28 protein-coding genes are annotated in these 25,674 nt (G+C 64.7%); 21 read left to right on the forward strand and 7 right to left on the reverse strand.

Annotated elements, in window-relative coordinates; translation table 11 throughout:
• The first annotated feature begins 95 nt into the window (after window positions 1-95).
• The 6 genes from ACI5KX_RS00685 (at window position 96) to ACI5KX_RS00710 (ending at window position 6,075) form a co-directional block, all read left to right on the forward strand.
• Window positions 96-1,913 (forward strand): aminopeptidase P family protein, encoded by a 1,818-nt coding sequence (locus ACI5KX_RS00685; protein ID WP_406808757.1) that lies wholly within the window; start codon window positions 96-98, stop codon window positions 1,911-1,913.
• Between the two features lie 84 nt (window positions 1,914-1,997).
• Window positions 1,998-2,381, forward strand: a complete 384-nt coding sequence (locus ACI5KX_RS00690; protein ID WP_406808758.1) for a VOC family protein — start codon at window positions 1,998-2,000, stop codon at window positions 2,379-2,381.
• A complete protein-coding gene (locus ACI5KX_RS00695; protein WP_406808759.1) occupies window positions 2,378-2,773 on the forward strand; it encodes a cupin in 396 nt (131 codons plus the stop codon). Before ACI5KX_RS00690 ends, ACI5KX_RS00695 begins: the two co-directional genes overlap by 4 nt.
• Window positions 2,774-3,065: 292 nt before the next feature.
• Entirely contained in the window at window positions 3,066-3,797 is a 732-nt protein-coding gene (locus tag ACI5KX_RS00700) for a calcium-binding protein (RefSeq protein WP_406808760.1), read from the forward strand.
• Window positions 3,798-3,901: 104 nt separating this feature from the next.
• Window positions 3,902-4,645 (forward strand): response regulator, encoded by a 744-nt coding sequence (locus ACI5KX_RS00705; protein ID WP_406808761.1) that lies wholly within the window; start codon window positions 3,902-3,904, stop codon window positions 4,643-4,645.
• The gene (locus ACI5KX_RS00710) at window positions 4,642-6,075 is read left to right on the forward strand and encodes a sensor histidine kinase (RefSeq protein WP_406808762.1); all 1,434 of its coding nucleotides are present in this window, start codon (window positions 4,642-4,644) and stop codon (window positions 6,073-6,075) included. The genes ACI5KX_RS00705 and ACI5KX_RS00710 overlap by 4 nt, the downstream gene beginning before the upstream one ends.
• A 9-nt stretch (window positions 6,076-6,084) precedes the next feature.
• On the opposite strand, the gene ACI5KX_RS00715 is transcribed toward ACI5KX_RS00710, so the two are convergent.
• Window positions 6,085-7,623, reverse strand: coding sequence for a helicase HerA-like domain-containing protein (locus tag ACI5KX_RS00715; RefSeq protein WP_406808763.1), 1,539 nt, complete (start codon window positions 7,621-7,623; stop codon window positions 6,085-6,087).
• Window positions 7,624-7,770: 147 nt separating this feature from the next.
• Here ACI5KX_RS00715 and pabB point away from each other — a divergent pair, with 147 nt between their 5' ends.
• The 5 genes from pabB (at window position 7,771) to ACI5KX_RS00740 (ending at window position 11,798) form a co-directional block, all read left to right on the forward strand.
• Window positions 7,771-9,579: an aminodeoxychorismate synthase component I gene (gene pabB, locus ACI5KX_RS00720; protein ID WP_406811289.1), complete on the forward strand. Its 1,809-nt coding sequence runs from the start codon at window positions 7,771-7,773 to the stop codon at window positions 9,577-9,579.
• The gene (locus ACI5KX_RS00725; protein ID WP_406808764.1) at window positions 9,576-10,298 is read left to right on the forward strand and encodes an RluA family pseudouridine synthase; all 723 of its coding nucleotides are present in this window, start codon (window positions 9,576-9,578) and stop codon (window positions 10,296-10,298) included. Before pabB ends, ACI5KX_RS00725 begins: the two co-directional genes overlap by 4 nt.
• A complete protein-coding gene (gene arfB / locus ACI5KX_RS00730) occupies window positions 10,291-10,707 on the forward strand; it encodes an alternative ribosome rescue aminoacyl-tRNA hydrolase ArfB (protein WP_406808765.1) in 417 nt (138 codons plus the stop codon). The genes ACI5KX_RS00725 and arfB overlap by 8 nt, the downstream gene beginning before the upstream one ends.
• 134 nt (window positions 10,708-10,841) lie before the next feature.
• Window positions 10,842-11,009 carry a 50S ribosomal protein L33 gene (rpmG, locus tag ACI5KX_RS00735; protein WP_406808766.1) on the forward strand — a complete coding sequence of 56 codons (168 nt, stop codon included), beginning with the start codon at window positions 10,842-10,844 and terminating at the stop codon, window positions 11,007-11,009.
• 111 nt (window positions 11,010-11,120) lie between these two features.
• Window positions 11,121-11,798 (forward strand): LolA family protein, encoded by a 678-nt coding sequence (locus ACI5KX_RS00740; RefSeq protein WP_406808767.1) that lies wholly within the window; start codon window positions 11,121-11,123, stop codon window positions 11,796-11,798.
• A 442-nt stretch (window positions 11,799-12,240) separates the two neighbouring features.
• Here the strand turns inward: ACI5KX_RS00740 and ACI5KX_RS00745 are convergent, their stop codons facing one another.
• On the reverse strand, window positions 12,241-13,674 hold the full coding sequence (locus tag ACI5KX_RS00745) for an alkaline phosphatase (RefSeq protein WP_406808768.1): 1,434 nt from the start codon (window positions 13,672-13,674) through the stop codon (window positions 12,241-12,243).
• Window positions 13,675-13,775: 101 nt separating this feature from the next.
• On the opposite strand from ACI5KX_RS00745, the gene xth reads away from it, so the two are divergent.
• Genes xth through ACI5KX_RS00760 form a run of 3 tightly spaced genes read left to right on the forward strand, consistent with a single transcriptional unit; the run spans window position 13,776 to window position 16,128 of the window.
• Window positions 13,776-14,564 carry an exodeoxyribonuclease III gene (xth, locus tag ACI5KX_RS00750; RefSeq protein WP_406808769.1) on the forward strand — a complete coding sequence of 263 codons (789 nt, stop codon included), beginning with the start codon at window positions 13,776-13,778 and terminating at the stop codon, window positions 14,562-14,564.
• Window positions 14,513-15,631: a GTP cyclohydrolase II gene (ribA, locus tag ACI5KX_RS00755; protein WP_406808770.1), complete on the forward strand. Its 1,119-nt coding sequence runs from the start codon at window positions 14,513-14,515 to the stop codon at window positions 15,629-15,631. The genes xth and ribA overlap by 52 nt, the downstream gene beginning before the upstream one ends.
• The gene (locus ACI5KX_RS00760) at window positions 15,628-16,128 is read left to right on the forward strand and encodes a GNAT family N-acetyltransferase (RefSeq protein ID WP_406808771.1); all 501 of its coding nucleotides are present in this window, start codon (window positions 15,628-15,630) and stop codon (window positions 16,126-16,128) included. Before ribA ends, ACI5KX_RS00760 begins: the two co-directional genes overlap by 4 nt.
• Here ACI5KX_RS00760 and ACI5KX_RS00765 read toward each other — a convergent pair.
• Window positions 16,125-17,075 (reverse strand): right-handed parallel beta-helix repeat-containing protein, encoded by a 951-nt coding sequence (locus tag ACI5KX_RS00765; RefSeq protein ID WP_406808772.1) that lies wholly within the window; start codon window positions 17,073-17,075, stop codon window positions 16,125-16,127. The two genes, ACI5KX_RS00760 and ACI5KX_RS00765, sit on opposite strands and share 4 nt — an antisense overlap.
• A 167-nt stretch (window positions 17,076-17,242) precedes the next feature.
• On the opposite strand from ACI5KX_RS00765, the gene ACI5KX_RS00770 reads away from it, so the two are divergent.
• From ACI5KX_RS00770 to ACI5KX_RS00795, 6 genes are read left to right on the forward strand one after another with little or no spacing between them, the layout of a single operon-like run.
• The gene (locus tag ACI5KX_RS00770) at window positions 17,243-17,554 is read left to right on the forward strand and encodes a hypothetical protein (RefSeq protein WP_406808773.1); all 312 of its coding nucleotides are present in this window, start codon (window positions 17,243-17,245) and stop codon (window positions 17,552-17,554) included.
• Complete coding sequence (locus ACI5KX_RS00775; protein WP_406808774.1) at window positions 17,551-17,808, forward strand: hypothetical protein; 258 nt, start codon at window positions 17,551-17,553, stop codon at window positions 17,806-17,808. Before ACI5KX_RS00770 ends, ACI5KX_RS00775 begins: the two co-directional genes overlap by 4 nt.
• Before the next feature lie 40 nt (window positions 17,809-17,848).
• Window positions 17,849-19,051: an acyl-CoA dehydrogenase family protein gene (locus ACI5KX_RS00780; RefSeq protein ID WP_406808775.1), complete on the forward strand. Its 1,203-nt coding sequence runs from the start codon at window positions 17,849-17,851 to the stop codon at window positions 19,049-19,051.
• Between the two features lie 27 nt (window positions 19,052-19,078).
• Complete coding sequence (locus ACI5KX_RS00785; protein ID WP_406808776.1) at window positions 19,079-20,344, forward strand: CoA transferase; 1,266 nt, start codon at window positions 19,079-19,081, stop codon at window positions 20,342-20,344.
• A gap of 9 nt (window positions 20,345-20,353) precedes the next feature.
• Window positions 20,354-21,580, forward strand: a complete 1,227-nt coding sequence (locus ACI5KX_RS00790; RefSeq protein ID WP_406808777.1) for an acetyl-CoA C-acetyltransferase — start codon at window positions 20,354-20,356, stop codon at window positions 21,578-21,580.
• A complete protein-coding gene (locus ACI5KX_RS00795) occupies window positions 21,580-22,431 on the forward strand; it encodes a MaoC family dehydratase N-terminal domain-containing protein (protein WP_406808778.1) in 852 nt (283 codons plus the stop codon). The genes ACI5KX_RS00790 and ACI5KX_RS00795 overlap by 1 nt, the downstream gene beginning before the upstream one ends.
• Here ACI5KX_RS00795 and ACI5KX_RS00800 read toward each other — a convergent pair.
• From ACI5KX_RS00800 to ppk2, 3 genes are read right to left on the reverse strand one after another with little or no spacing between them, the layout of a single operon-like run.
• On the reverse strand, window positions 22,428-22,628 hold the full coding sequence (locus ACI5KX_RS00800; RefSeq protein WP_406808779.1) for a toxin-antitoxin system HicB family antitoxin: 201 nt from the start codon (window positions 22,626-22,628) through the stop codon (window positions 22,428-22,430). The two genes, ACI5KX_RS00795 and ACI5KX_RS00800, sit on opposite strands and share 4 nt — an antisense overlap.
• 22 nt (window positions 22,629-22,650) lie before the next feature.
• On the reverse strand, window positions 22,651-23,568 hold the full coding sequence (locus ACI5KX_RS00805; protein WP_406808780.1) for an SPFH domain-containing protein: 918 nt from the start codon (window positions 23,566-23,568) through the stop codon (window positions 22,651-22,653).
• Between the two features lie 54 nt (window positions 23,569-23,622).
• The gene (gene ppk2 / locus ACI5KX_RS00810; protein ID WP_406808781.1) at window positions 23,623-24,402 is read right to left on the reverse strand and encodes a polyphosphate kinase 2; all 780 of its coding nucleotides are present in this window, start codon (window positions 24,400-24,402) and stop codon (window positions 23,623-23,625) included.
• Window positions 24,403-24,457: 55 nt separating this feature from the next.
• On the opposite strand from ppk2, the gene phhA reads away from it, so the two are divergent.
• The gene (gene phhA, locus ACI5KX_RS00815; RefSeq protein ID WP_406808782.1) at window positions 24,458-25,399 is read left to right on the forward strand and encodes a phenylalanine 4-monooxygenase; all 942 of its coding nucleotides are present in this window, start codon (window positions 24,458-24,460) and stop codon (window positions 25,397-25,399) included.
• On the opposite strand, the gene ACI5KX_RS00820 is transcribed toward phhA, so the two are convergent.
• Window positions 25,396-25,653, reverse strand: coding sequence for a hypothetical protein (locus ACI5KX_RS00820; protein ID WP_406808783.1), 258 nt, complete (start codon window positions 25,651-25,653; stop codon window positions 25,396-25,398). The two genes, phhA and ACI5KX_RS00820, sit on opposite strands and share 4 nt — an antisense overlap.
• Between the last annotated feature and the right edge of the window lie 21 nt (window positions 25,654-25,674).

Here is a 25,674-nt window from a genome sequence, read left to right on the forward strand (position 1 = left end):
CGCTGGAAAGCGCGCCGCAACCTCACTATGTTGTTGCCTCATAGACGAACGGAACTGCGCGGCAAGTGACCGCGCGAACACAGGGAATCGACCGAATGCTGATGCAAACCCATGAGGCCCGTCTGAAGGCCCTTCGCGAAGAACTCAAGCGCCGCGATCTCGACGGGTTTATCGTCCCGATTTCCGACGAGCACATGAGCGAATATGTCGGCGACTATGCGCAGCGCCTGAACTGGCTGACCGGATTCGGCGGGTCGGCAGGCTTTGCCGCCGTGACTCGCGATCAAGCCGCGATTTTCGTCGACGGGCGCTACACCGTGCAGGTGAAGGACCAGGTGGACGAGAACCTGTTCGAATATCGCAACATCCCCAATGACAGCCTCGGCGAATGGCTTGCCGCGAAAGCCGGAGACGGTGCGAAAATCGCTTACGATCCATGGCTGCACACCTGGGCCTGGGTCGAAGCGCTGGAGAAAGTCGTCGAACCCAAGGGCATCGAAATGGTGCCCGCGACAAGCAACCCGATCGACGCGGTCTGGGCCGATCAGCCCGTTCCCTCGGGCGCGCAGGCGATCGTCCATGAAGACACGCTATCGGGCCGCCCCTCGGCCGAAAAGCGCGCCGAAGTCGCCGACTGGCTCGCCGAACACGATCTCGACGCAGTCGTGATCCCGGCGCTCGATTCGGTCGCGTGGCTGCTCAACATTCGTGGCGGCGATGTCTCGCATACGCCCGTCGCGCTTTCCTATGTCATCGCCAAGCAGGACGGCAGCGCCGAACTGTTCATCGCCCCCGAAAAAGTGACGCCCGAGCTTACCCGCCATCTCGGCAATGCGGTGACGGTGCGCGACCGCAGCGAATTCCAGGCCGCGCTCGGCGAATATTCGGGCAAGCGCGTCAGCGTCGATCCGACTTTCGGTGTGGTCGGTATCGCACAGGGTCTCCGCGATGGCGGCGCGAAGTTCGTGTTCAAGGAAGACCCGACGATCCTTGCCAAGGCGATCAAGAACCCCGCCGAGGTGCAAGGGCACCGCGACGCGCAGGCGCGTGACGGGGCCGCCGTGAGCCGCTTCCTGCGTTGGATCGAAGTTACCGCGCCCTCGGGCGAGATCGACGAGCTCACTGCAGCCGCCAAGCTCGAGGATTTCCGCCGCGCGCATGGCGACCTGCGCGACACGTCGTTCGACACGATAAGCGCCGCCGCAGGCCATGCCGCCTTGCCGCACTACAAGGTCGACGAAGACACCAATATCCCGATCCCGCCCGGATCGATCTACCTCGTCGATAGCGGCGGGCAGTATCCGGCAGGAACGACCGACATCACCCGCACCGTCTGGATCAACTCCGCCGATGGTTCGGCCAAGCCCACTGCAGAGATGAAGGACCGTTTCACCCGGGTTCTCAAGGGCCACATCCAGATCGACCAGGCAACCTTCCCGCAAGGCACCAATGGCGGTCAGATCGATTGCCTCGCACGGCAATATCTGTGGGAAGCGGGCGTCGATTACGCCCACGGCACCGGCCACGGCGTCGGCAGCTTCCTCGGTGTGCACGAAGGCCCGCAGCGGATCGCCAAGCCGAGCGGCGGGCAGGCCGGTACTTCGCAAGAGCTGTTCGAAGGCATGATCCTCTCGAACGAGCCCGGCTATTACAAAGCGGGCGAATTCGGCATCCGGATCGAGAACCTCGTGTTGACCGTCGCGAAGGATATCGAGGGCGCAGAAGGGCGCTTCCTCGGTTTCGACTGCCTCACCTTCGTGCCACTCGACCGCACGCTGATCGAAAAGAGCCTGCTGGCGGCGGAAGAGATCGCATGGGTCGATGCCTACCATGCCAAGGTCCGTGAGATCGTCGCACCGCAGCTCGAAGGCGATGACCTCGCCTGGCTGGAGCGCCACACGCAACGACTCTGATCGCGCTTGTAGGAGATCGCGTGTTCCTGTAATGTTCCGGCATTGGCGAGTCGCAATCGGGCGGCCCGCCACGGGAGAATTGCGATGATCGGCTATGTGACCCTCGGCACCAACGACCTGCCCCGCGCGGCGGCTTTCTACGACGCAATCGCCGAGCATTTCGGCGTGGGGCGGATGATGGACTTCGATACATTCATCGCCTGGGGCGATATGGGCGGCGCTCCCGGCATCGCCGCGACCAAGCCGTTCGATGGTAAGGAGGCGACGGTCGGCAACGGCACGATGGTGGCGCTGCAGGTCGACACTCCCGAAAAGGTTCAGGCGGTCTACGACACGGCGCTTGCCAATGGCGGCAGCGACGAGGGCGAGCCCGGCCCGCGCGGCGACGACGGCTTCTATGCCGGCTATTTCCGCGATCCGGACGGCAACAAGCTCAACGTCTTCTGCATGACCGCGCCCTCCCCATGAGCGCGCGCAAGCTCGGCGAGAACTTCCTGCATCTGGGGCTAGGTGCGACCGCAGTGCCCCAGCCGCCCTTCGATGGGATGCAATGGTACGAAGGCTATGGCGCGCGGCACGGTGACGATGGGCCGGAAGGCCGCCTCGTCTCGCAATACACCTTCACTGAGGATTGGGATTCGTGGGAGATTCATCTTAAGGGTGCCGAGGTCGTGATATGCACTCACGGAACGATGGTGCTGACGCAGGAATTCCCCGATGGTTCGCGCGAACAGGTGGCTCTCTCGGAGGGCGAGTACGCGATCAACCCGCCCGGCGTGTGGCACACCGCCGATGTCGAGGAGACCGCGACCGCGATTTTCATCACTGCAGGCGAGGGCACCGAGCACCGCCCCCGCTAGCAACACCTGATGCCGTTTCTTTCGTGCAAATGAATGAAATGCTGGCCGAAATTGCGCGCGGGTGAATGGCCGTGCCCGCCTGATACATTCTGCGACATTTTCGCAGGTTTCAGGGATAATACTGCGACACAAAGGCTCTAGAACGGGTCTCACGAGTTGCGGCGGGGATGCCGGTAGCAGTATTCCTCCCTGAACCTGGCGAAAGGCTCCGCTTCCCCCTTGGCGCAGCCCGGCCATTGCACCGGCGCTTCGTCGCAGCTCTCCCGATGAATTCCATTCCGGAGACACAGCAATGCGCAAGACCATCCTTACTCTCACCGGCGCCACCCTCGCCCTGGGCGGAACCGGCGTCGCCCTCGCCGATCATCATCGCGGCAAAGGCATCGAAAGCCGCGGTCCGATGGCCGCCGACACCGACGGCGACGGCATCATCACCCTCGCCGAAGCCAAGGCGCAGGGCGCCGAGCGTTTCGCAAGGATGGACGTCAACGGAGACGGTGCGATCAACCGCGAAGACCGCGAGGCTCGCCGCGCCGCACGCTTTGCCGCCGCCGACACCGATGGAAATGGCGAACTGACCGCCGAGGAAATGAATGTCGCGCACGAAGCGCGCAGGGCCGAGCGTGCCGAGCGCCGCGCTGAGCGACAGGCCCGCCGGTTCGAACGGCTCGACGCCGATAACAGCGGAGGGCTCAGCGAAGCCGAGCTCGACGCCGCCAAACAGGCGCGCGGCGAGGCCCGGGCAGGACATCGCGGAAAGCGCGGCGAAATGCGCCGCGGGGGTCGCGGCGGACCGCGTCATCACGCGATGCGCATGCTCCGCCAGGCCGATGCCGATGGCGACAAGACGGTGACCCGCGCTGAATTCGACGCTGCGATCGAAGCGCGCTTTGCCAAGGTCGATAGCGACGGTTCGGGCACGATCACCGCCGAGGAACGCAAAGCGGCCATGGCGACCATGAAAGAGCGCATGCAGGAACGCCGCGGCAAGTGGCGCGAGCGCCGCGGGCAGCCGGAATCCTGATCCGGCGCATCCCGGCGACCCGATCCGGCGCGGCGCTGCATCCACTCACCGGTTGCACGCCGGGCCGGTTCTCATCATGACACGCTGATGACCCGAGGCGAGCAATGAGCGACGATACACCGGTTTCGATCCTGCTGGTCGATGACGAGCCGACGCTGCGCGAGCCGCTGGCGGAATATCTGTCCGGACAGGGATTCGGCGTAACCGAGGCGGCAAGCGCTGCTGCCGCGCGGAGCGTTCTCACCGAGGCGATCCCCGACATCGTCCTGCTGGATATCATGATGCCGGGCGAGGACGGGCTTTCGTTCTGCCGCCACCTGGTCGAGACCCGCAAGCTCCCTGTCATCTTCCTGACCGCCCGCGGAGAGCCGACCGATCGGATCGTCGGGCTCGAGCTCGGCGCGGACGACTACATCGTGAAACCCTTCGAGCCGCGCGAGCTGGTCGCGCGCATCCGCACCGTCCTTCGCCGGGTGGGGCGCGGCGCTACTCCCGCAACCGCCTCCGAGGACAGGCTCTATGCGTTCGAGGGCTGGAGGCTCGACCCACTGAAACGCAAGCTGACCGATCCGGAAGACGTCACCATACCGCTTTCGACCGCCGAATTTCGCCTGCTGCGCGCTTTCCTCGACCACCCCGGGTCCGTGCTCGATCGCGACAGGCTGCTCGACATGGTGCAGGGTCGGACCGCGCATCTGTTCGACCGCGCGGTCGACAACCAGGTGAGCCGCCTGCGCCGCAAGGTCGAGACCGATACCCGCAATCCGCAATTCATCCAGACCGTGCGCGGCGGCGGGTACCGGTTTGCCGCCAAGGTCGCCCGCATCGCGCCATCAGCGCCGGAATGAAGCGGCTGCTCCCTTCGAGCCTGCTCGGACAGGTCATGCTGGTCCTCGCGATCGGCCTGCTGGTCGCGCAGGTGATCTCCGCCGTGCTGCTCTATCGCGCTGCCGAAGAACGCCGCCAAACCGCGGTCGTCAGCTCGCTCGCCTTTCGCCTGATCGCCGATGATGCGCGGGAGCGTCGCGGCTCCGAACGGCGCGCGCGGTTCGAAGCGCTGATGCGCGAGCGTTTCCGGCGGGAGGGCGCGCCGCGCGCCGGGTCGGGTCCGGCATTCGGGCGGCGCTTGCGTCTCGGCGTCGAGCGCAGCGAGACTTCGTCGGTCTCCCCGGATGAGGCGCGGCTGACGAAGTATCAGGATGCCCTTCGCGACGTTCTCGAAGCGCAGGATCTAGTGATCGGCGAGGTCGCCGTCACGCGCCGTCTGGCGGGGGACGATCCCTATGTTCGCGACGTGATCTCGCAGCGACCGCGCATGCGCACCCCGGGATGGGAGCAGCGCGCGATCCTGCTCGCTTCGGTGCAACGCAGCGACGGCACGGGGTGGGTGACCGCGCGCCTGCCGGAGCCCGAACGCCCCGCCGGAGGCATCGCCACGATCCTGCTGCAAACGCTGCTGATCTTCGCAGTGCTTGTGCTGCTCCTCTACCTCGTTCTGCGCCGCATCACCCGGCCTCTCGCGCAGATGACCGAACGGCTGGCAGACTTCTCCCGCCGTCCCGGACAGGCGGTAATGCTCGAGGAAAGCGGCCCGGCCGACACGCGCCGCCTGATCGCAGCGCACAACGCGATGGAAGCACGGATCGCCGCTCTGCTCGACGAGAAGGACGTGATGCTCGGCGCGATCGGGCACGATCTCAAGACTCCGCTGGCCGCGCTGCGCGTACGGATCGAAAGCGTGCCCGACGAAATGCAGCGCCAGCGCATGGCCGAAAGTATCGAGGATATCACCGCCACGCTAGACGATATCCTGACCCTGTCCCGGGTTGGCCGCCTGCACACGGGCGGGGAAGCCGTGGATCTTGGGGCGCTTGCGCTCGGGGTGGTCGGGGAATTCGAGGATCTCGAGCAGCCGGTCGGCATCGCCGATCCTCCCCGGATCGTGGCCAAAGTACACGTCACCTGGATCAAGCGCGCTCTGCGCAACCTCGTGAGCAATGCCGTGCGCTATGGCGGGAGTGCCTCGGTCTCGCTGGCGAGCGAGGACGGCACGGCGGTGCTGCGAGTCGAGGACAAGGGCCCCGGTATTCCGGCGGACCGGATCGCCGATATGCTCGAACCCTTTACCCGCGGCGAAGGATCGCGCAACCGCGCGACCGGCGGGGCGGGGCTTGGCCTGACGCTAGCGCGGGCAATCGCCGAGCAGCATGGCGGAACATTGAAACTGGAGAACCGGGCCGAAGGCGGGTTGCGGGCTGAGCTGAGGATTCCCGTCTGAGCCCGACAGCTATCGCATCAACCCGCCGATAATATTGCGCACGAACGCATTCGCACCGGTGCGGACCGGGTCGGCGCTCGATTTCTTGCCCAGCACCGTCGCGACCGCGATCGTTGTGAGCGAACCGGCGGCCGCCTTGGCTGCTGCCTTCCCGGCCTTGCCGATATCGATGCCCCACAAAGTCGTCGACTTGCGCTCGCGCTTGCCGACTTCCTCTCGGCCCTTCTCCTCGACCTCTTTCGCGGTCTCGGCGGCATCGGCTGCCTTCTGTGCGAGCACTTCCTCGGCGCTTTCGCGGTCGACCGCCATATCGTATTTGCCTTCGAAGGGGCTGACCGACTGAATGATCGCGCGCTCCTTCGCAGTCACCGGACCGAGCCGCGAGCGCGGCGGCTTGATCAGCGTGCGCTGGACGATCGTCGGCGCGCCATCCTCGTCGAGTGTCGACACCAGCGCCTCACCCACTTTGAGCTGCGTGATCGCTTCCTCGACATCGAGATCGGGATTGATACGGAAGGTTTCTGCTGCGGCCTTGATCGCGCGCTGGTCGCGCGGGGTGAAGGCGCGCAGCGCATGCTGGACACGGTTCCCGAGCTGGCCCGCGACTTCCTCGGGAATGTCGATCGGGTTCTGGGTGCAGAAATAGACCCCCACGCCTTTCGACCGGATCAGGCGGACGACCTGTTCAATCTTCTCCTGAAGCGCCTTGGGCGCGTCATCGAACAGCAGGTGCGCCTCGTCGAAGAAGAACACCAGCGTCGGTTTTTCCGGGTCGCCGACCTCGGGCAGTGTCTCGAACAATTCGGCCAGCAGCCACAACAGGAACGTCGCGTAGAGCTTCGGGCTGCGCATGAGCTTGTCGGCTGCGAGCACGTTGATATGGCCGCGCCCCTGCTCGTCGGCCTTGAGAAAGTCGCTAATCTCGAGCGCGGGTTCGCCGAAGAAATTGTCCGCCCCCTGCGCCTCGAACGACAGCAGCTGCCGCTGGATCGCGCCGACCGACTGCCTAGAGACGTTGCCGTACTTGCCCGAAAGCTCGCTCGCATTCTCGTTCGCCCACTGCAGCAACGACTGCAGGTCGCCGAAATCGAGCAGCAGCAGCCCGTTCTCGTCGGCATACCGAAAGACGATCTGAAGGACGCCTTCCTGCGTATCGTTCAGATCGAGCAGTCGCGAAAGAAGCAGCGGCCCCATTTCGGAGATCGTGGTGCGGATCGGGTGGCCCTGCTCGCCGTAGAGATCCCAGAAAATCGCCGGATTGTCCGAATAGGCATAGTCGTCCATGCCCAGCTCCTTGGCGCGTCCTTCGAGCTTGTCGGCGTGCTTGAAAGTCGGCGATCCGGGCATCGATATCCCCGAAAGGTCGCCCTTCACATCGGCGACGAACACCGGAACGCCATTGGCGGAAAAGCTTTCGGCGAGGCCCTGAAGCGTCACTGTCTTGCCGGTCCCGGTCGCCCCCGCGATCAGGCCATGCCGGTTCGCCAGACCCAGTGCGAGGTTCTGGTTTTCACCATTGCCACCCAGTCCCAGGAAGATGTCGCTCATGTGCAGTCAGGCCCTTTTGCTTTGCAGTTGTCTTGCCAAGCTGTGCAGAGCGATTGCCGGGCGGTCAAGCATCCGCTCCAAACCCAATCTCGCCGACTTGCGATCCGATGGGTTACATTCTCGCAAGCAACGATTATGGCGGAGAAGATGGGTCAGGCAGCGCCATTCGTATTGCTGGACGATGCCCGCGCGGAAGGCGCGGCCGATGCGCTGTTGTATGAAGCGCCGGGCGAAATCTTCGCCGCCTATCGCCCCGGTGAAGTCGAAGACGCGCTGGCGCGGGCAAGCGCAGCGCAGGCCGAGGGCCGCGGCGTGCTGGCGGGCTACATCGCTTACGAAGCGGGTCTCGCGCTCGAACCGAAACTGGAAGGACTGGCCGAAGCGCGCGGCGGCGCGGCCGGCCCGTTGGTCTGGCTCGGCCTGTTCGATGCACCGGTGCGCATGGCGGCGGACGAAGTGCCCGGCTGGCTCGAAGCCCGCGGAGAGCGAACCGCCAGCCTCGGTCCGCTCGACCCGCAGCTCTCGCCCGGGGGATACGAAGCCGCCTTCGCCGCGATGCGCGAAGCGATCCATGCGGGCGACATTTATCAGGCGAACCTCACCTATCCGCTCGCCGGTTCCTATCGCGGCGATCCGGTCGCGCTCTACCGGCAGCTGCGCCCGGCGGCGCAGGCCGGTTATGGCGGGCTGCTGTTCGACGGATCGCATTGGCTGCTGAGCTTCTCGCCCGAACTGTTCGTTGCGCTCGAAGGCGATAGCGCCAAGGCCAAGCCGATGAAGGGCACGCGCCCACGCGGCTCGGATGAAGCGAGCGATATCGCACTGGCCGAAGAACTGGCGACATCGGTCAAGGACAAGGCCGAAAACCTGATGATCGTAGACCTGATGCGCAACGATCTCAGCCGCGTCGCGGTGCCGGGGAGCGTCCGGGTCGATGCGCCGTTCGCGATCGAGAGCTATCCGACTGTGCACCAGATGGTGTCGGGCGTGCGCGCCAAGCTCCAGCCCGACAAAGGCGCGATGGACCTCGTGCGCGCGCTGTTTCCGTGCGGATCGATCACCGGCGCGCCCAAGATCCGCGCGATGGAGTTGATCGACGAACACGAACGCGATGCGCGCGGGCCCTACTGCGGAGCCATCGGGCGGATCGACGCGGACGGAAATGCGGCTTTCAACGTCGCGATCCGAACGCTTCGGCTGACGCCCGTAGAGAACGACCAGGGCAGCGCCGTGCTGGGTGTCGGATCGGCGATCGTCGCCGACAGCGACAGCCAAGCCGAGCGACGCGAATGCGAAGTCAAAGCAGGCTTTGCACGGCGCTCCTCGCCCGATCACACCGCGCCGCAATTCGACCTCATCGAGACGATGGAATTCAATCCCGAGATCGGGATCGCAATGCTCGAATTGCATCTTGCCCGCATGAAGCGCAGCGCGCAGGAACTGGGCTTCGAATTCGATCGCCACGCGGCGCGCAACCAGATCCAGGCGCTGTGCTTCGAGCTCGATGCACCCGTGAAGCTTCGCCTGCTCGCGTCGCGCAGCGGCGCGACCGCGCTCGAAACCGGGCCGATGCCCGCGCCCTTCGAGGGGCCGGCGAAGACCGTCGCTCTCCCGCTGCCACTCGATCCGTCCGACTGGCGGCTGCGCCACAAGACCAGCGATCGCAACTTTTACGAAGACGCTCTTGCGGCGGCCAGAGGGATGGGTGCGCACGAAGCCGTGCTTGTGCGCGAGGACGGCCTTGTAACCGAGGGCAGCTACACCAACATCTTCGTAGAGCGCGACGGCGTTCTCCTTACGCCGCCGGCCTCGCTCGGCCTCCTCCCCGGCATCTTGCGCGAATTCCTGATCGAAAAGGGACAGGCGCGCGAAGCCGAACTCATGCTCGACGACCTTGCCGACGGCTTCTTCCTTGGCAATGCTGTGCGCGGCCAATTCTATGCGAAATTGATATGAACATCCCAATCCTCTTCGAAGACGGCGAAGCGCTGGTCATCGACAAGCCCGCCGGTCTTCCGGTCGATCGGCCCAAGCGCGGCGGTCCGGCGCTGTTCGACCATATCGAACAGTTGAAATTGGGCTTCCAGCGCCCGCCGGTGCCGGTCCACCGGCTTGACACCGACACCAGCGGCTGCCTGCTGCTGGCGCGCAATCCCAAGGCGCTGAAGCGTTTCAACAAGGCGTTCGAGGATCGGCTGGTCGGCAAGACCTATCTTGCGATCGTCGACATCGAACCGACCGAGCAATCGGGCACGATCGAACTGGCGCTGTCGAAAATCAGCTCGGCCGAAAAAGGCTGGCGGATGATCGCGGCGAAGAAGGGCAAGCCGGCGATTTCGCATTGGGAGTTGCTCCAGACCATCGGAGAGGGCGACCGCAAGCGTTCGCTCATCCGCTTCCGTCCCGAGACCGGGCGCACGCACCAGCTGCGCGTCCATGCCTTGCAGGGGCTCGGCGCGGCGCTGCTCGGCGATCCGGTCTACGGCCCGGTGCGCGGGCAGAACAAGGGCGCACCACGCACCATGCTCCATGCCGAAGCGATCCACGTGACGCGCGAGGGCAAGGACCCGATCAGCGCCTTCGCCCCGTTCCCCGAAGATTTTCTCCGCGCAGGCCTCGCCGCACCCGAACCGCCCGCGCCGCCCGAGCGCGCGCCAACGGCGACCGATGGATAAGGGCCTGCTGGACCGCGCGCACGCGCTGGCGGAGGAAACTTTCCTCGCCGGGTCGGGCCCGGGCGGGCAAAACGCCAACAAGGTCGCAACCGAAGTGCAACTGCGCGTCAACATCTACGCGCTGCGCCTGCCGCCGCCGGTTTTCGCCCGGCTGCGCGATATCGCCGGAAGCAAGATCACCAATGCCGGCGACCTGCTGATCACAGCGCGCCAGCACCGCACGCAGGAGGCCAACCGCCAGGCCGCGCGCGACAAGCTCGAAGAGCTGCTCGAAGCGGCACACCGCCAACCCAAGAAGCGCGCCAAGACGCGGGTGAACCGCGTCGGCAAGACCCAGCGCCTCAAGGCCAAGAAGGCACGCGGCCAGGTAAAGGCGAAACGCGGCAAGGTCAGTCGCCACGATTGGTGAGCCAAAGTCGCTCTCCCGCCTTGACTTTTCCCCGTGAATCGGCAATTGGGCGCGCCGGAACGGCGGTGCGTGCTGCGCGCCGCCTTAAATTTTTGGCTCACCGAGAGCCCACCAGACAGATTTAGGAAACCGCCATGGCGAAGCCCGCAACCGTCAAGATCAAGCTCGTCTCGACCGAGGGCACGGGCTTTTACTACGTGACCAAAAAGAACCCGCGCAACATCACCGAGAAGATGACGTTCCGCAAATACGACCCGGTCGCGAAGAAGCACGTCGAATTCAAGGAAGCGAAGATCAAGTAAGGTCTTTGCAGGCGAGGCGCGCAGCATCGTGGATGCGCGGCCCGTACCCCTTGAACTCTGTCCAGTTCAGCCGCAGTTCAATGCCGCGTCCCTAGCGATCGAGGCATGCCGATGCTGAACCTTACCCTTTCGAAACGCCCCTTCCGCCTCGCCCTGGCGGCGACGGTCGGTGCGCTTGCGCTCGCTTTGCCCGGCGCAGGCCCGTCACAAGTCGTTCCCGCCGCTCAGGCGCAGACCGACAGCGCCGATCTCGACCGCGCGGTTTCCGCGCTGCGCGCGATCTCGACCATGAAGGCCGATTTCTCGCAGACCGACCGCATGGGCAATGTCGCCCGCGGCACCATGACTCTCAAGCGTCCGGGCAAGATCCGCTTCGATTACGGCAAGGATGCCGACCTGCTGGTCGTCTCGAACGGCAGCTCGCTCTACATGATCGATTACGAGGTCCGGCAGGTCGAACGCTGGCCGATCAGGAATTCGCCGCTCGGCGCGCTGCTCGATCCGAACCGCGACGTGAAGAAATACGGCAAGCTGATTCCGACCGGCAGCCCCGATGTCCTGAGCATCGAGGTGCGCGATCCCAAACGCCCCGAATTCGGCGTGATGAACCTGATCTTCGTGCGCAATTCGCGTGCACCGGGCGGATTGCAGCTGACCCACTGGGTCGCGCTCGACGCACAGAACCATCGCACGACGGTACGGCTGACGAATCACCGCTACGGGATTGCGGTCTCCGACAGCACCTTCAAGTTCGACGATCCTCGCCGATCATCTCGTCGACCACGGTGAACGGCTCGACCCCGATAAGTTGTAAGAATGCGACAAATCTAGGTCGTTATTCATATACGTGAAAGCCGGATCGCGGTATTTAGGGACAACAAGGCGGTCGAGGACGGGTTTCCCCCCTGTTGCCCTGTCCCCGGCGAAAGCCGCCTTGAACAAGCGTGACGAACGCTAACATGGAACCCCTGTCCCACCGCCCCCGGGACAGGGGTTTTTTGTTGGCGCCTTGATTGCGCAGCCCATCCGGGCTGCGATATCCTCACGCCTTCGGCGCTGCGGGCGGGCGGTCGCCCTTGCGGCTGCTGCGCAGCCGAACACCGCGAAACCAAAGCATGGTTGTGCTGGATCGACGCCATCGGCGTCGCAAGGCCGACTGGCCGTCGCCGCTCTTGCGGCGAAGCCAAGCGGGCCGGATGGCCCGCGCCCGGCGTATGAGGGCACTGGAACTTCAGTTCCAGCCAAAAGCAGAGCGGATGATATCGTAAATCACGTTCTGTTCGATCACGCCCCTAGCAGCGTCCGAGCCGGGGCCGGTCGCATAAAGCGCAACGTCTTCGCCAGCATGGGTCTCGCTGTAGAGCGGGATTGCGGACTGCTGGCGCGCATCGACGCCGGTTTCAGGCAGGGGTCGTTCCGCCATGTTGGCGATCGCGCCGGGGCCGTTGGTATAGCCGAGCGTAGTGTAGGGTTTTTCGTCGAGCGCGGTGCTTACATCGCCTACTTCCTCACCGCCTCCTTCCGGCGGCACCACCAGCCCCAGGATGTCGTTCCCGCGGCGCGGGTAGCCAGAAATCGTGAACACATGGCTGTGATCGGCAGTAACGAGGATCAGCGTCTCCTCCGGATCGGTGTTCTCGATCGCGTATTGGACCGCGCGCGCGAACTCGATCGTTTCCTCGAGCGCATATCCGGCCTGACCGGCATGGTGCCCGTGATCGATCCGGCCGCCTTCGACCATGAGATAGTAGCCGTCAGGATCGGACCTCAGTCGCGCAATCGCCTGCTCGGTCATCGCAGTCAGCGTCGGTTCGCTGCTGCCTTCGCCCTTCGCCCGATCGGCCATGTAGGTCATGTGGCTCGACGAGAAAATCCCGAGCACCGGCTTGTCCATCGGCGCGGCCGAAAGCCCGGCGGCATCGGTTACGTAGGTCCCGCCGGTGCGTGCACGCCAGGTTGCGGGAAGATCCGCATTCTCCTCGATCCTGCGGCCGCCGGCAGCCTGACCATAGAAGGCTGCGGTTCCGCCGCCCAGCGCAACGTCCCATTCCGCCTCGATCAGCTGCGTGGCGATATCCTTGCAGCCGAGGCCGTCCTGCTCTGCAGCGGGATCGATATAGCCCTCCCAGTTCCGGTCGGCGCTGCGGGCATAGACGCTCGCAGGGGTTGCGTGGGTTATCCGGGCCGTCGAAACGATGCCCAGTGCGAGCCCCTTTTCCTTCACCTCCTCGCCCAGCAGCGGCAGCGGATTGGCAAGGCCGGAAAGGCAATCGGCGCGCACGGTATCCGGCCCCACGCCAAGCAGTCCGATATTGGTCTTTTGCCCCGAATGCATCGCGGTTGCGGTGCCCGCGCTGTCGGGAACCTGCGCGTTGGTGTTGTAGGTCTTGACCAGCGCCACATTGGGGAATTTCTCGAAGCTGAGCAGGTTTTCTTCACCTGTCTCTCCGCGTTTCTGCGCTTCGTAGATGCGCGCCGCCGTGATGGTCGAAATGCCCATGCCGTCGCCGATAAACAGGATCACGTTCTTCGCTTTCGCCGGAGCCTGCGCTGCGGGCGCGCCCGCGCTGGCGCTCTGGATGGTCCCTTTGTCGGCCGGCGAGCACGCCGCGAGCGGCAACGCGGCGCTGGCGAGGACGAAGGCGAGTTGGCGGGCACGGATCATCGGTGAAGTCTCCTCAACTGTTGCCGCCTCGCTATCGGATGTGAATGCGACGGGAAAGTGAAAGGTGGAGTTTCTGCGCGCCTGACACTAAATCCCCGGCCATGATCTCTGTTGCCACCTGGAACATCAATTCGGTTCGCCTGCGGCTGCCGATCGTCGAAAAGTACCTTCGCGAGGAAGCGCCCGACGTGCTGTGCCTGCAGGAAATCAAGTGCCAGGAGCACCAGTTTCCGGCCGAGGCGCTGGCGGAACTCGGATACGAGCATCAGGCGGTGTGCGGGCAGAAGGGCTACCACGGCGTCGCTACGGTCAGCCGCCTCCCGATCCGCGAGGTCTCGCGCCACGACTGGCAGGACAATGGCGAGGCACGCCATGTCGGGGTGGAGATTGTCGGCAAGGACATGGTGGTCGAAAACGTCTACGTGCCCGCGGGCGGCGACGAGCCGGATCGGCAGAAGAACCCCAAGTTCGGTCAGAAACTCGATTTCCTTGAGCGTATGACGCGCTGGGCGGACAAGGTGGACATCCCCACGCTGATCGTCGGCGATTTCAATATCGCCCCGCTCGAAAGCGATGTCTGGAGCCACAAGCAGCTGCTGAAGGTCGTCAGCCACACTCCGATCGAGGTCGAGACGCTGCAGCGCTTCAAGGACGCGCATGGCTGGACCGATCTCGGGCGCGAGTTCATTCGCGATCCCGAGCGCTATTACAGCTGGTGGAGCTATCGCGCGAAGGACTGGAAAGCGAACGATCGCGGGCGGCGGCTCGATCACATGTGGGCGAGCGAGCCGCTGGCGAAGCAGGCTACCGGCCACCGGGTGCTCGAAGAAGCGCGCGATTGGGAAAAGCCATCCGACCATATCCCGCTGATCACGGAGTTCGATCTCTGAGTAAGACTGCCTCTCCCGCGCGCCGTGCCGCGCAGGCGGTCGATGCCTTGCGCCATGGTTGGGCGCTCGCGTTCGAGGGTGGACCGACTCTGCTCCCGGTAGAAACCGCGATTGCGAGCGGCGCGACGAGCGAACGCATGCTGATTTCGTTCGCGCGTGCAGCGACGCTCAAACTGGTCAACCAGCTCGAAGCGGCGAGCCCGCATGCACCGGTGCTGATCCGGAGCGGGGAGCCATTCGACATGACCGGCGCGGTGCCGATCGCCGATCCCGCGCTCGACCTGCGCAATCCGCTCAAGGGCCCGTTCCGCGCCGAACCGCTCGAATGGACGGGACAGGCCGAGGCGGCGATGGAGCTGGCGCGGATAGCCGGAATCCTGCCCGCCTTCATGGTCGACCCGGAGGAAGCGGGCGAAGCGCAGCCGGTCTCCGCCAGCGATCTCGAAAGCTACTCCGCAACCGGCGCGCTGAACATCGTCACCCGGGCGCGCCTGCCCGTCACGGCCAGCGAGTCCGCCGAGATCGTCGCCTTCCGATCCCCCGCCGATACGCGCGAGCATGTCGCGCTGATTATCGGCAAACAGTCGGGCGACCACGCGCCGCTGGTGCGGCTGCATTCGGAATGCCTTACCGGCGATATCCTCGGCAGCCTCAAATGCGATTGCGGGCCGCAACTGGATGCCGCGCTTCATGCGATGGCCGAACACGCCGAGAAGGACGGCGGCTGGGGCGCGCTGCTCTACCTCCGGCAGGAAGGGCGCGGGATCGGCCTTGTCAACAAGCTGCGGGCCTATCGCTTGCAGGACGAGGGTTTCGACACGGTCGATGCCAACCGCAGGCTCGGCCTGCCTGACGAAGCGCGCGATTTTCCCACTGCGGCGCGGATGCTCGATCTCCTCGGCGCGCGCACAATCCGGCTGATGACCAACAACCCCGCCAAGGTCGAAGCGCTCGAAGCGGCCGGGATTTCGGTCGCCGAGCGGGTCCCGCACCAGCTGCCCGATAACCCGCACAACGCCCGCTACCTCGCAACCAAGCGCGATCGCTCGGGTCACCTGCTCGAATGAGCGCGATTACGATCCGGCCCGAAACTCCGGCAGATGCGGAGAGGATCCACACGCTGACGCAGGCGGCCTTTCGCGACATGCCCTTCAGCGATGGCGACGAGCAGGATGTTGTCGACCAGTTGCGCGCAGACGGGGACCTGACCTTGTCGCTGGTGGCCGAGGATGCGGAGCGGATCGTCGGCCACATCGCCTTCTCCCCGGTCACGATCAGCGACGGGACTCAAGGCTGGTACGGTCTTGGCCCGGTCTCGGTCTGGCCGGAACTTCATGGGCAAGGCATCGGCAGCCGCCTGATCCGTCGCGGGATCGCCGATATGCGGACGCTTGGCGCGAAGGGTGTCGTCCTGCTCGGAAGCACCGAGTTTTACCCGCGCTTCGGCTTCGCGCACGATCCGCAGCTGACCTATCCCGGTGCCCCGACCGAATACTTCCAATGCCTCGTGCTGGAGGGCGCGATGCCGCGCGGCCAGGTCGCCTACGCGCCCGCCTTCGGCTAACGCCGCTCGTATTGCGTCAGCCCTTCCGCAAGCCGGTTGCCCGACATCACGATCCGCGAGTCCGTCCAGTCGGCGAGGAACGTGCTCGTGCGCCGGAGGCCGGGCACGAAACGCGCCTCGTTGTCCCTGACCATAAGTCCATCCGATGAGTGCAGCCGCTCTTCCGCTCCCACCGCGATAAACGCCGAGTAGTTCTCTTTGTCGCGCCCCTGCACGAACCAGTTGTCGGCAATGCTCCCCACCGCACCTGCCGGCAGGTCGATCATGTAATTCGTCCCGCTGCCATTGGCGTCGTCGAACGAATTGCTTTCGATCGTGACGTTGCCCGCGCGCGATTTGAGATAGTGCCCGCCGCGCCCGCGCTCGAAACGGGATTCTCGCACGGTCAGCTGGCCATAGTCGCCGGTGTAGATCGAATGCGCACAACCGGCGGAATTCTCGCAGGTTCCGAGCCCGCTAAAGGTCGAACGGGTGATGTAGATCCGGCCGTCGGGATCATTCGCGGTAAGGATACCCTGCTGACTGTCGAGGAAACGGCTGTAGGCGACGTTGAGCGCCCCCTTTTCCAGCCTGATGCCGGCGCCATTGCCATCGGGCACGTTGATACCGCTGAAGGTCAGACCGCGCACCTCGGCTCCCACTCCGCGCAGCACGAGTGCGGCCTTGCCTTCGCATGCCGTCCCGGCGAATTCGACCATGCCGTAATCGCTCGCGACATAGGTGATCACCCCGGCCTCCTGCACCCCGCATTGGCGATAGGTGCCCGAAGAAATCGTGATCGTTCCGCGCCCGCTACCGATCGCGTTGATTGCCTGCTGAAGCGTGGAATAGCCGCGCCCGGTTTCCTCGACCATGAAGGCAGCGCGCGGGGAGCCTTGCGCCATCAGCGCGGCGGCGGGGATCAGCGCGACCGTGATCGCGCCAAGGGTCATTCGGCGGTATTTCATACCGCCAGCGATACTCCGTCAAACCCGGCGATCGGGAAACGAATGTCGGCACTGTCCCGTTTCGAACCATGAATTCGCGCTTGGCGACTCCCCCTTCGCTTGGCTACACCCTCCCCGCTATCGGATCACCCGGGCCGCCCGGGCACGAGAATTCAGGAGGAATTGCCATGAAGAAACTCATCACCGCAGCCGCGCTCGGCACCGCATCGCTCGCGCTCGCAGCCTGCGGCAGCTCGGATGATGCATCGAGCGATCTCGAGATCGACACCGTCGAAATGCCCGCCGACGAGGCGCTCGAACCGGTGACCGAAGAACCGGTGGAAGACGAGAACGCGAATGTCGATGACGTCGCAGGTCCGGCCGCAGTCACTCCCGAGACCGCCAATGAAGCGGCCGACGCCGCCGCAGACGTCGCCGCGGAAGCTGCCGCTGCCGCCGAAGCGGCCGACGCCGCGGCCAATATCGACATCGAAGAGTGATGCGCGCACCGGTCGCCCGCTTCGGCGCGACCGCATGGTTGCTCGTCGGCCTCGCTGGCTGCAGCGATCCGGGCGGCCCCGCACCCGGCGCAGTGAGCGAGGGCGAGGCACAGGCACTGGAGGAAGCGGCAGAAATGCTCGACCAGCAACGCCTGCCAGACGGCGTGGTGCCTGTGCTAGAGCCCGCCCCGACACAGGATCGAGCCGGCGATCCGGACGTTGAACCTGCGGATGACGCGCCCGCACCGGATTAACCTCGCCAACCGCCCCCAAATCGAAACGAAGGTCTGAACCATGAATGCCCCCACCAATCCCGTCCGCTCGAACCCCGGCATGGACGAAGACGTCTTCGAACAATTCGCCGAGCAGCTTGAGCGCTACGTCAACGAGCGCCTGATCCCGTCTGAAGAGAAGGTGATCGCGAACGACGCGGTCCCATCGGAAATCATCGACGAAATGCGTGACATGGGCCTGTTCGGGATTTCGGTACCCGAGGAATACGGCGGCGCAGGCCTCAACATGACCCAGTATGCGCGAGTGGTGAACACAATGAGCTACGCCGCGCCGGCTTACCGTTCGATTTTTTCGATCAATGTCGGGATGTTCTCGAGCGCCTTGAAGAACGGCGGCACCGAGGACCAGCGTGCCGAATGGTACCCCAAGCTCGTCGAGGGCAAGATCGCCTGCTTCGGCCTGACCGAGCCGGGTTCAGGCAGCGACAGCGCGGCGATGCAGACTACCGCCACGCCCGATCCGGATGGCAACGGATGGATCCTCAACGGCACCAAGCGCTACATCACCAACGCGCCGCATGCCGATGTCGCGCTGATCATGGCGCGCACGGAAAAGGAGGCGCTGCCCAAGAACGCGCATGTCAGCGCTTTCCTCGTGCCGATGGACACGCCGGGCGTTTCGACCGGATCGCCCGACAAGAAGATGGGTCAGGCAGGCTCGCATATCTCCGACATCATGCTCGACGACGTGAGGGTTCCCGGCGATGCGCTGCTCGGTGGAGAAACCGGCAAGGGCTTCCGCTTCGCGATGCAGAGCCTCGACAACGGGCGCATTTCGGTTGGCGCGGCCGCCACCGGCTATGCACGCCGCGCGCTCGACTCCGCGCTGCGCTATGCCAATGAGCGCAAGGCGTTCGGCGAACCGATCGCGCGCTTCCAGCTGATCCAGGCGATGCTGGCCGACAGCGAAACCGAAATCTATGCCGCCGAATGCATGATGCGCGACGTCACCGCCCGCGCCGACCGCGGCGAGAACATCATCGGCAAGGCCGCCGCGTTCAAGGTTTTCGCCTCCGAAATGTGCGGGCGGGTGGTGGACCGCGTAGTGCAGATCTATGGCGGCGCGGGCTACCTCGCCGAATACGACGCCGAGCGGTTCTTCCGCGATGCGCGCATCTACCGCATTTACGAGGGCACGACGCAGATCCTGCAGCTCCAGATTGCCAAGCACATGCTGCGCGAATGGGAAGCTGCGCACGGGTAGGGGCGCTTCACCCGGACAGGGAAACAGATGTACAAACTCCTCACCGACCTCTCGATCGTCGAGGTCTCGAGCTTCGTCGCCTCGCCGACGGCGGGCCTGTATTGCGCGCAGATGGGCGCCGAGGTGATCCGGGTAGATCACAAAGCGGGCGGGCTCGATTACGACCGCTACATGCTGACCAAGGAAGGCCGCTCGCTCAGCTGGGAGAACCTCAACCGCGCAAAGAAATCGGTCGCGCTCGACCTGCGCTCGGGCGAGGGGCGCGAGCTGTGCGTCGAACTCGCGGCCAAGACGGGCAACTGCATCACCAACCTGCCCGAGCAGAGCTTTCTCAGCCACGCGGCGATGAAGGCCGCCCAAGAATCCTCAGGGCCCGACGGCGCACCGGACATGACTTCGGTCCGCATCATGGGCTGGCATGATGGGCGGCAGGCAATGGACTTCACCGTCAATGCCGCATCGGGTTATCCGCTGATGTGCGGACCCGAGGAGTGGGACATGGAAACCGCGCCGCCGGTCAACCAGGTGCTGCCCGCCTGGGATTTCATCACTGGCGCCTATTGCGCCTTCGCGATGCTCGCCGCACTGCGGCACCGCGACGCGACCGGTGAGGGGAGCGAAGTGCGCGTGCCGCTCGGGGACGTCGCGATCGGCACGGTCGCCAATTCGGGCATGATGGCCGAAATGCTCTATCGCGGCGGCGACCGCGAGCGGCTCGGCAACGCGATCTGGGGCGCATTCGGGCGCGACTTCCGCTCGAAGGACGGCGTGCGCTTCATGGTTGCGGCGCTGACGCCCAAGCAATGGAACGGGCTGGTCGAAGCCTTCGGCGTTTCAACGCCTATCGGCCAACTCGAAGTCGAACTGGGCGTGAAATTCGCCGATGGCGACCGCCCGCGCTTCGAGCACCGCCACCGCCTGTTCGAGCTGTTCCAGCGGGTAGCAGGCAGCCATGACTGGAAAGCGCTGGAAGGGATGATGAGCGCGCGCGGCTGCACGTTCGAGAAGTACCGAACCGCGCACGAGGCGGCGAACGATCCGGTGCTGGTCGCAGACAATCCGCTGTTCGGCCCCTCGCCAGCGAATCCTTCGGGGTTCGAATATCCCGCCACCCGCAGCTTCGCCCACCTGCCGGGCCGCGAGCCGGGCAATCCCGCACCGGCACCGTATCTCGGCCAGCATTCGGAAGAGGTTCTTGCCGAACGGCTCGGCCTTTCGAGCGGGGCGATCGGCAAGCTCGTCGATGCAGGGACGGTCGCGCTCAGCGACGAAGGCACAATTTACAACCGTTAGGAAACACCAATGTCGAGAAGAGCCGCCATCGTTTCGCCCCTGCGCACGCCCGTAGGCAAATTTCTCGGCGGGCTGTCGAGCCTCAATGCAGGGGAGCTCGGCGCGATCATCCTCAAGGCGCTGGTCGAACGCTCGGGCATCGATCCCGAACGCGTCGACGATGTGGTGTTCTCGCAGGGCTATGGCAACGCCGAAGCGCCCGCGATCGGTCACTGGTCGTGGCTCGCGGCGGGACTGCCGCTCGAAGTGCCCGGCTACCAGCTCGACCGGCGCTGCGGATCGGGTCTCCAGGCGGTCGCCAATGCGGCAATGATGGTCGAAACCGGCATGGCCGATGTCGTGGTCGCAGGCGGCTGCGAGAGCATGTCCAATGTCGAGCACTACACGCTGCAGGGTCGCGGCGGCGCGCGAATGGGCGACATCACCCTGCACGACCGCCTCTCGCGCGGGCGGCTCATGAGCCAGCCGATCGAGCGCTTCGGGATCATCACCGGCATGATCGAGACCGCCGAAAACCTCGCCAAGGATTACAACATCACCCGCGAACAGGCCGATGCCTACGCGGTGCGCTCGCACCAGAATGCGGCGGCGGCGTGGGAGGCGGGCAAGTTCGCCGATCATCTTGTGCCAGTCGAAGTCCCCCAGCGGCGCGGCGATCCGGTCACTTTCGCGCAAGACGAAGGCTTCCGTGCCGATGCCTCGATGGAGATGCTGGGGAGCTTGCGCGCGATCGACGGCAAGCGCGATCCGGATGCGATCGTCACCGCCGGTAACGCGAGCCAACAGAACGACGCGGCGGCGGCGTGTCTGGTGGTGGCCGAGGACAAGCTTGAAGAACTGGGCCTGACCCCGTCACTGTGGTTCGGTGGATGGGCGGCAGCGGGCTGCGATCCCTCGCGCATGGGGATCGGCCCGGTCCCGGCTGTCGAGCGGCTGTTCGAACGGCGCGGCTACAGCTGGGACGATATCGGCCTCGTCGAGCTCAACGAAGCGTTCGCGCCGCAAGTGCTCGCGGTGCTCAAGGGCTGGGGCTGGTCGGAGGACGACAGCCGCCGCGAGGTCCTCAACGTCAACGGCTCGGGGATCAGCCTCGGCCACCCGATCGGCGCGACCGGCGGGCGCATCCTCGCCGACATGGCTGCCGAAATGCATCGGCGCGAGGTCAAGTACGGGCTCGAGACCATGTGCATCGGCGGCGGTCAGGGGATCGCCGCCGTCTTCGAGCGCGCCGCCTGATGGGCGAGTGGGACGCCTGGATCGGGCGCGAGCAGCGCTCTGCCGACCGACTCGATGAAGCGCTGGCCGCACGCTGGCTGGCGACGCTGGATCTGCCCGCCCCGGCGAGGCCGATCATGCCCCAGGGCATCCACTTCTGCCTCTGCACCCCCAGCGCGCGGACCGAGCAGCTTGGCGAGGACGGCCATCCTGTGCGCGATGACAGCCCCGCCAGCTTTTTTCCGCCAGTGCCGCTGCCGCGCCGAATGTGGGCGTCGAGCAAGATCACGTTTCGCGCTCCGATCGCCGTCGGCGCGGCGATCGAACGCACCAGCCGCATCGTGTCGATCAGCGAAAAGGAAGGAGGGAGCGGCAAGCTCGCCTTCGTCGACGTCGCGCATGAAACCCACGCCAATGGCACGCTATCGGTGATCGAGACCCAAACGCTCGTCTATCGCGAGGCGGTGCCTGCCGATGCGCCACTGTCACCACCGGATGCAGGCCAGCCGGGTTTCGATTCCTCGGAGTGGGACGCGCACCGCGCGATCACACCCGATCCCCGGCTGCTGTTCCGCTATTCGGCGCTGACTTTCAACACCCACCGTATCCATTACGATGCGCCCTATGCACGCGACGTGGAGCGCTATCGCGGACTGGTCGTGCACGGCCCATTGACCGCGAGCTTGCTGTTGCAGCTGGCCGCGAGCGAACTCGGCGACAATCGCCTGCGCAGCTTCGGATTTCGCGCGATATCGCCCGCCATCTCTGATGAGGAGCTGTACCTCGTGATGCGCGAGGCCGAGGGCGGTTTCGAGATGGGCGCCTTTGCTTCGGACGGACGGCAGGTGATCCGGGCCAGCGCCGCTATCTAGTCTTCTTTCGGCGGCCTGCCCCGCCTCGGTGCCTTGGTCCGCTCCACCTCGATCCCGCGTTCCGTAAGCGCTTCGCGCAGCAGCATTTCGATTTGCGCGTTGGCAGAGCGCAATTCGCTTGCAGCAAGCCGCTCGACCGCCGCGTGAACCGCAGGGTCGAGCCGCAAGGCGAATGCTTTCTTCTTGGGTGCAGCCATGGCTGCCTCCTCGGACGTTGCCTTACTGGTAGAGCGTTCCGGCGTTCACGACAGGCTGTGCCTCGCGGTCGCCGCACAGCACCACCATCAGGTTCGAAACCATCGCCGCGCGGCGCTCGTCGTCGAGATCGACCACGCCATCGTTGGAGAGCTTGGCGAGCGCGTCCTCGACCATGCCGACCGCACCGATCACGACTTTCTTGCGCGCCGCGATGACCGCGTCGGCCTGCTGGCGGCGGAGCATCGCCCCGGCGATTTCGGGCGCATAGGCGAGATGGGTGAGGCCCGCTTCGTCGACGATGATGCCCGCAACCTGCAGCCGCTCGTTGAGCTCCACGCGCAGCTCGTTGTTCACGACATCGGCACTGCCGCGCAGGGTCGTCTCGTCCTCGTCGGACATATCGTCATAGGGGTGCCGCGCGCCCACCGTGCGCAGACCGGCTTCGATTTGGATGTTCACGAACTCCTTGTAGTCGTCCACGTCGAACACCGCTTGCGCTGTGTCGGCGACCCGCCACACGACGTTGCAGGCAACCTCGATCGGGTTGCCGCGCAGGTCGTTGATCTTGACCTTTTCGGAGTGGATGTTGTGCGCACGCGCGCTAATCTTCTGCTTCATCATCCACGGCCAGACCCATTGCAGGCCCTCCTTGCGCACGGTGCCGCGATATTCGCCGAAGAGGGTGATCACCGCCGCCTGATTGGGCTGGATCATGAAGAACCCGATGCTGACGAGCACGCCCGAAAGCACGCCTAGCGCCAGTGTGCCGACGAACATGATCTTCTCGAACCTGGACGCCCCGTCTGCGGGAATCGCATTGAAGATGAGGTAGATGACGAAAACGGTGAGCGCAGCGAGGACTGCGAGCATGACGTATCCGTTATAGGCGGATCCGCTGCGTTCGCGGCTCCGCGTCATGGCGGAATGAGACTCGGGCATGATACTTTCTCCGATATAATTATGATATCATATTTATATCGGATCGATGGATTGTCAATCTTCGATCGGATAATTGCCGATCGGCTTCATCACCGAGTAGCTTTCCGGCTTGGGTTCGCGTCCAAGCTCCGGAAAGTCGATCTCGGCGGGTTCGACATGCGTATCCGGCAGTCGGTCGAGCAAATTGCGGATCAGCGTCAGCCTTCCGCGCTTCTGATCGTTGAAATCGACCAGTGTCCACGGCGCAGACGGTGTGTTCGTAGCAGCCAGCATCGCTTCGCGAGCTTCGGTATAGGCATCGTATTTTTCGCGTGCGGCGAGGTCGATCGGCGAAAGCTTCCAGCGCTTCAAAGGGTCGTCGAGCCGCTCTTTGAGCCGCTCTTCCTGGTTTTCCTGATCGGTGGTGAGCCAGTATTTGAAGAGAAGAATGCCATCTTCGACCAGCATGCGCTCGAATACCGGGACCTGATCCAGGAACAATTCGACCTGGTCCTCCTCGGCAAACCCCATGACCTTTTCGACGCCCGCACGGTTGTACCAGCTGCGGTCGAACAGCACGATTTCGCCTGCGGTCGGCAGGTGCGCGACATAGCGCTGGAAATACCACTGCCCGCGCTCGTCGTCGGTCGGCTTGCCCAATGCCACCGTGCGACACTGGCGCGGATTGAGCTTGTCGCGCACCGCAGTGATGGCGCCGCCCTTGCCCGCCGTGTCGCGCCCTTCGAACAGCACCACGATCCGTGCGCCCGTAGTCCGCGCCCAGCGCGCCATGCCGACCAGTTCTTCGGTCAGCGGCTCGAGCAGCCTGCGGTATTCCTTGCCTTTGAGGGCCATAGAGTTTCCCCGTTTGTCCTTGTACGCGAGCGGTGGTAGTATCAAATGTAACGTTATGGCTACACTTGCTGAACCCGAACACGATTTTAGCGTCCTGCCCGACTTGCCGGCGGATGTCTTCACCGCGCCCCTGAAAAAGCCCGCGCATGTCGGCGACGACTGGCTCGAGCCCGAACAGACCAACTACACATCCGAAGATCACGAAATCTGGAACGACCTGTTTGCGCGCCAGATGGAGGTGCTGCCCGGGCGCGCGGCGAGTGCGTTCATGGCGGGACTGGAAAAGCTCGATCTGGGGCGCGGCGGCGTCCCCGAATTCGGGCAGCTCTCCGAAGAACTCGGCGCACTGACGGGATGGAGCGTGGTGCCGGTGCCGATGCTGATCCCTGATCACGTGTTCTTCTGGCACCTCGCCAATCGCCGTTTTCCGGCGGGCAATTTCATCCGCACGCGCGAGACCTTCGACTACATCCAGGAGCCGGACGTCTTCCACGACGTGTTCGGCCACGTGCCGATGCTGACCGATCCGGTCTTCGCCGATTACATGCAGGAATACGGCCGCGCCGGGTGGAAGGCGATGCGCTACAACCACCTCAAGGCGCTGGGCTCGCTGTACTGGTACACGGTCGAGTTCGGGCTGATCCTCGAACACGGCAAGGACCTGCGTGCCTACGGAGCGGGAATCCTGTCAGGCCCGACCGAGGCGGTGTTCGCGGTCGAGGCCGAAAGCCCCAACCGGATCATGCTCAATGTCGACCGGGTGATGCGCACCGATTACGTGATCAGCGACCTGCAACCGACCTATTTCGTGATCGAGAGCTTCGAGGATTTATACAGGCAAACGGTCGAGCGTGATTTCGACCGGCTGTATCGCAGTCTCGGCGCGGGCTTCACCTACGCCAACAGCGCGATCATCGATGTCGACAATGTCCTGCATCGCGGAACACAGGAATATCACCTGCGCGGCGGGCGCGGATCGGGCGCGAAGCCGGTCTAGGTTTCGACGCGCCGGCCCATAACCCCGTGATAGAGCACGAGCGCGGCCACTCCGGCCGCCAGCGCACTGCCGAGCGCGATCAGCGTGAGGCTGCCGAGAACGGTCCCGCCGTTGACAGCGATTCCCACAATCAGAGTCGCGACGATCCCTGCACCCATCTGGCGCAGGATCTCGCCCGCGGCTTCGGTCCGCGCAAGAATCGAGGCCAGCCAGCCTATCGTCGCTCCAAGAACTATCAGCACCAGCAGCGCCATTGAGTGTCAAATCCCGGTTAC

Origin of the sequence: Erythrobacter sp. GH1-10, assembly GCF_045363165.1 — a bacterium.
Classification (GTDB): domain Bacteria; phylum Pseudomonadota; class Alphaproteobacteria; order Sphingomonadales; family Sphingomonadaceae; genus Erythrobacter.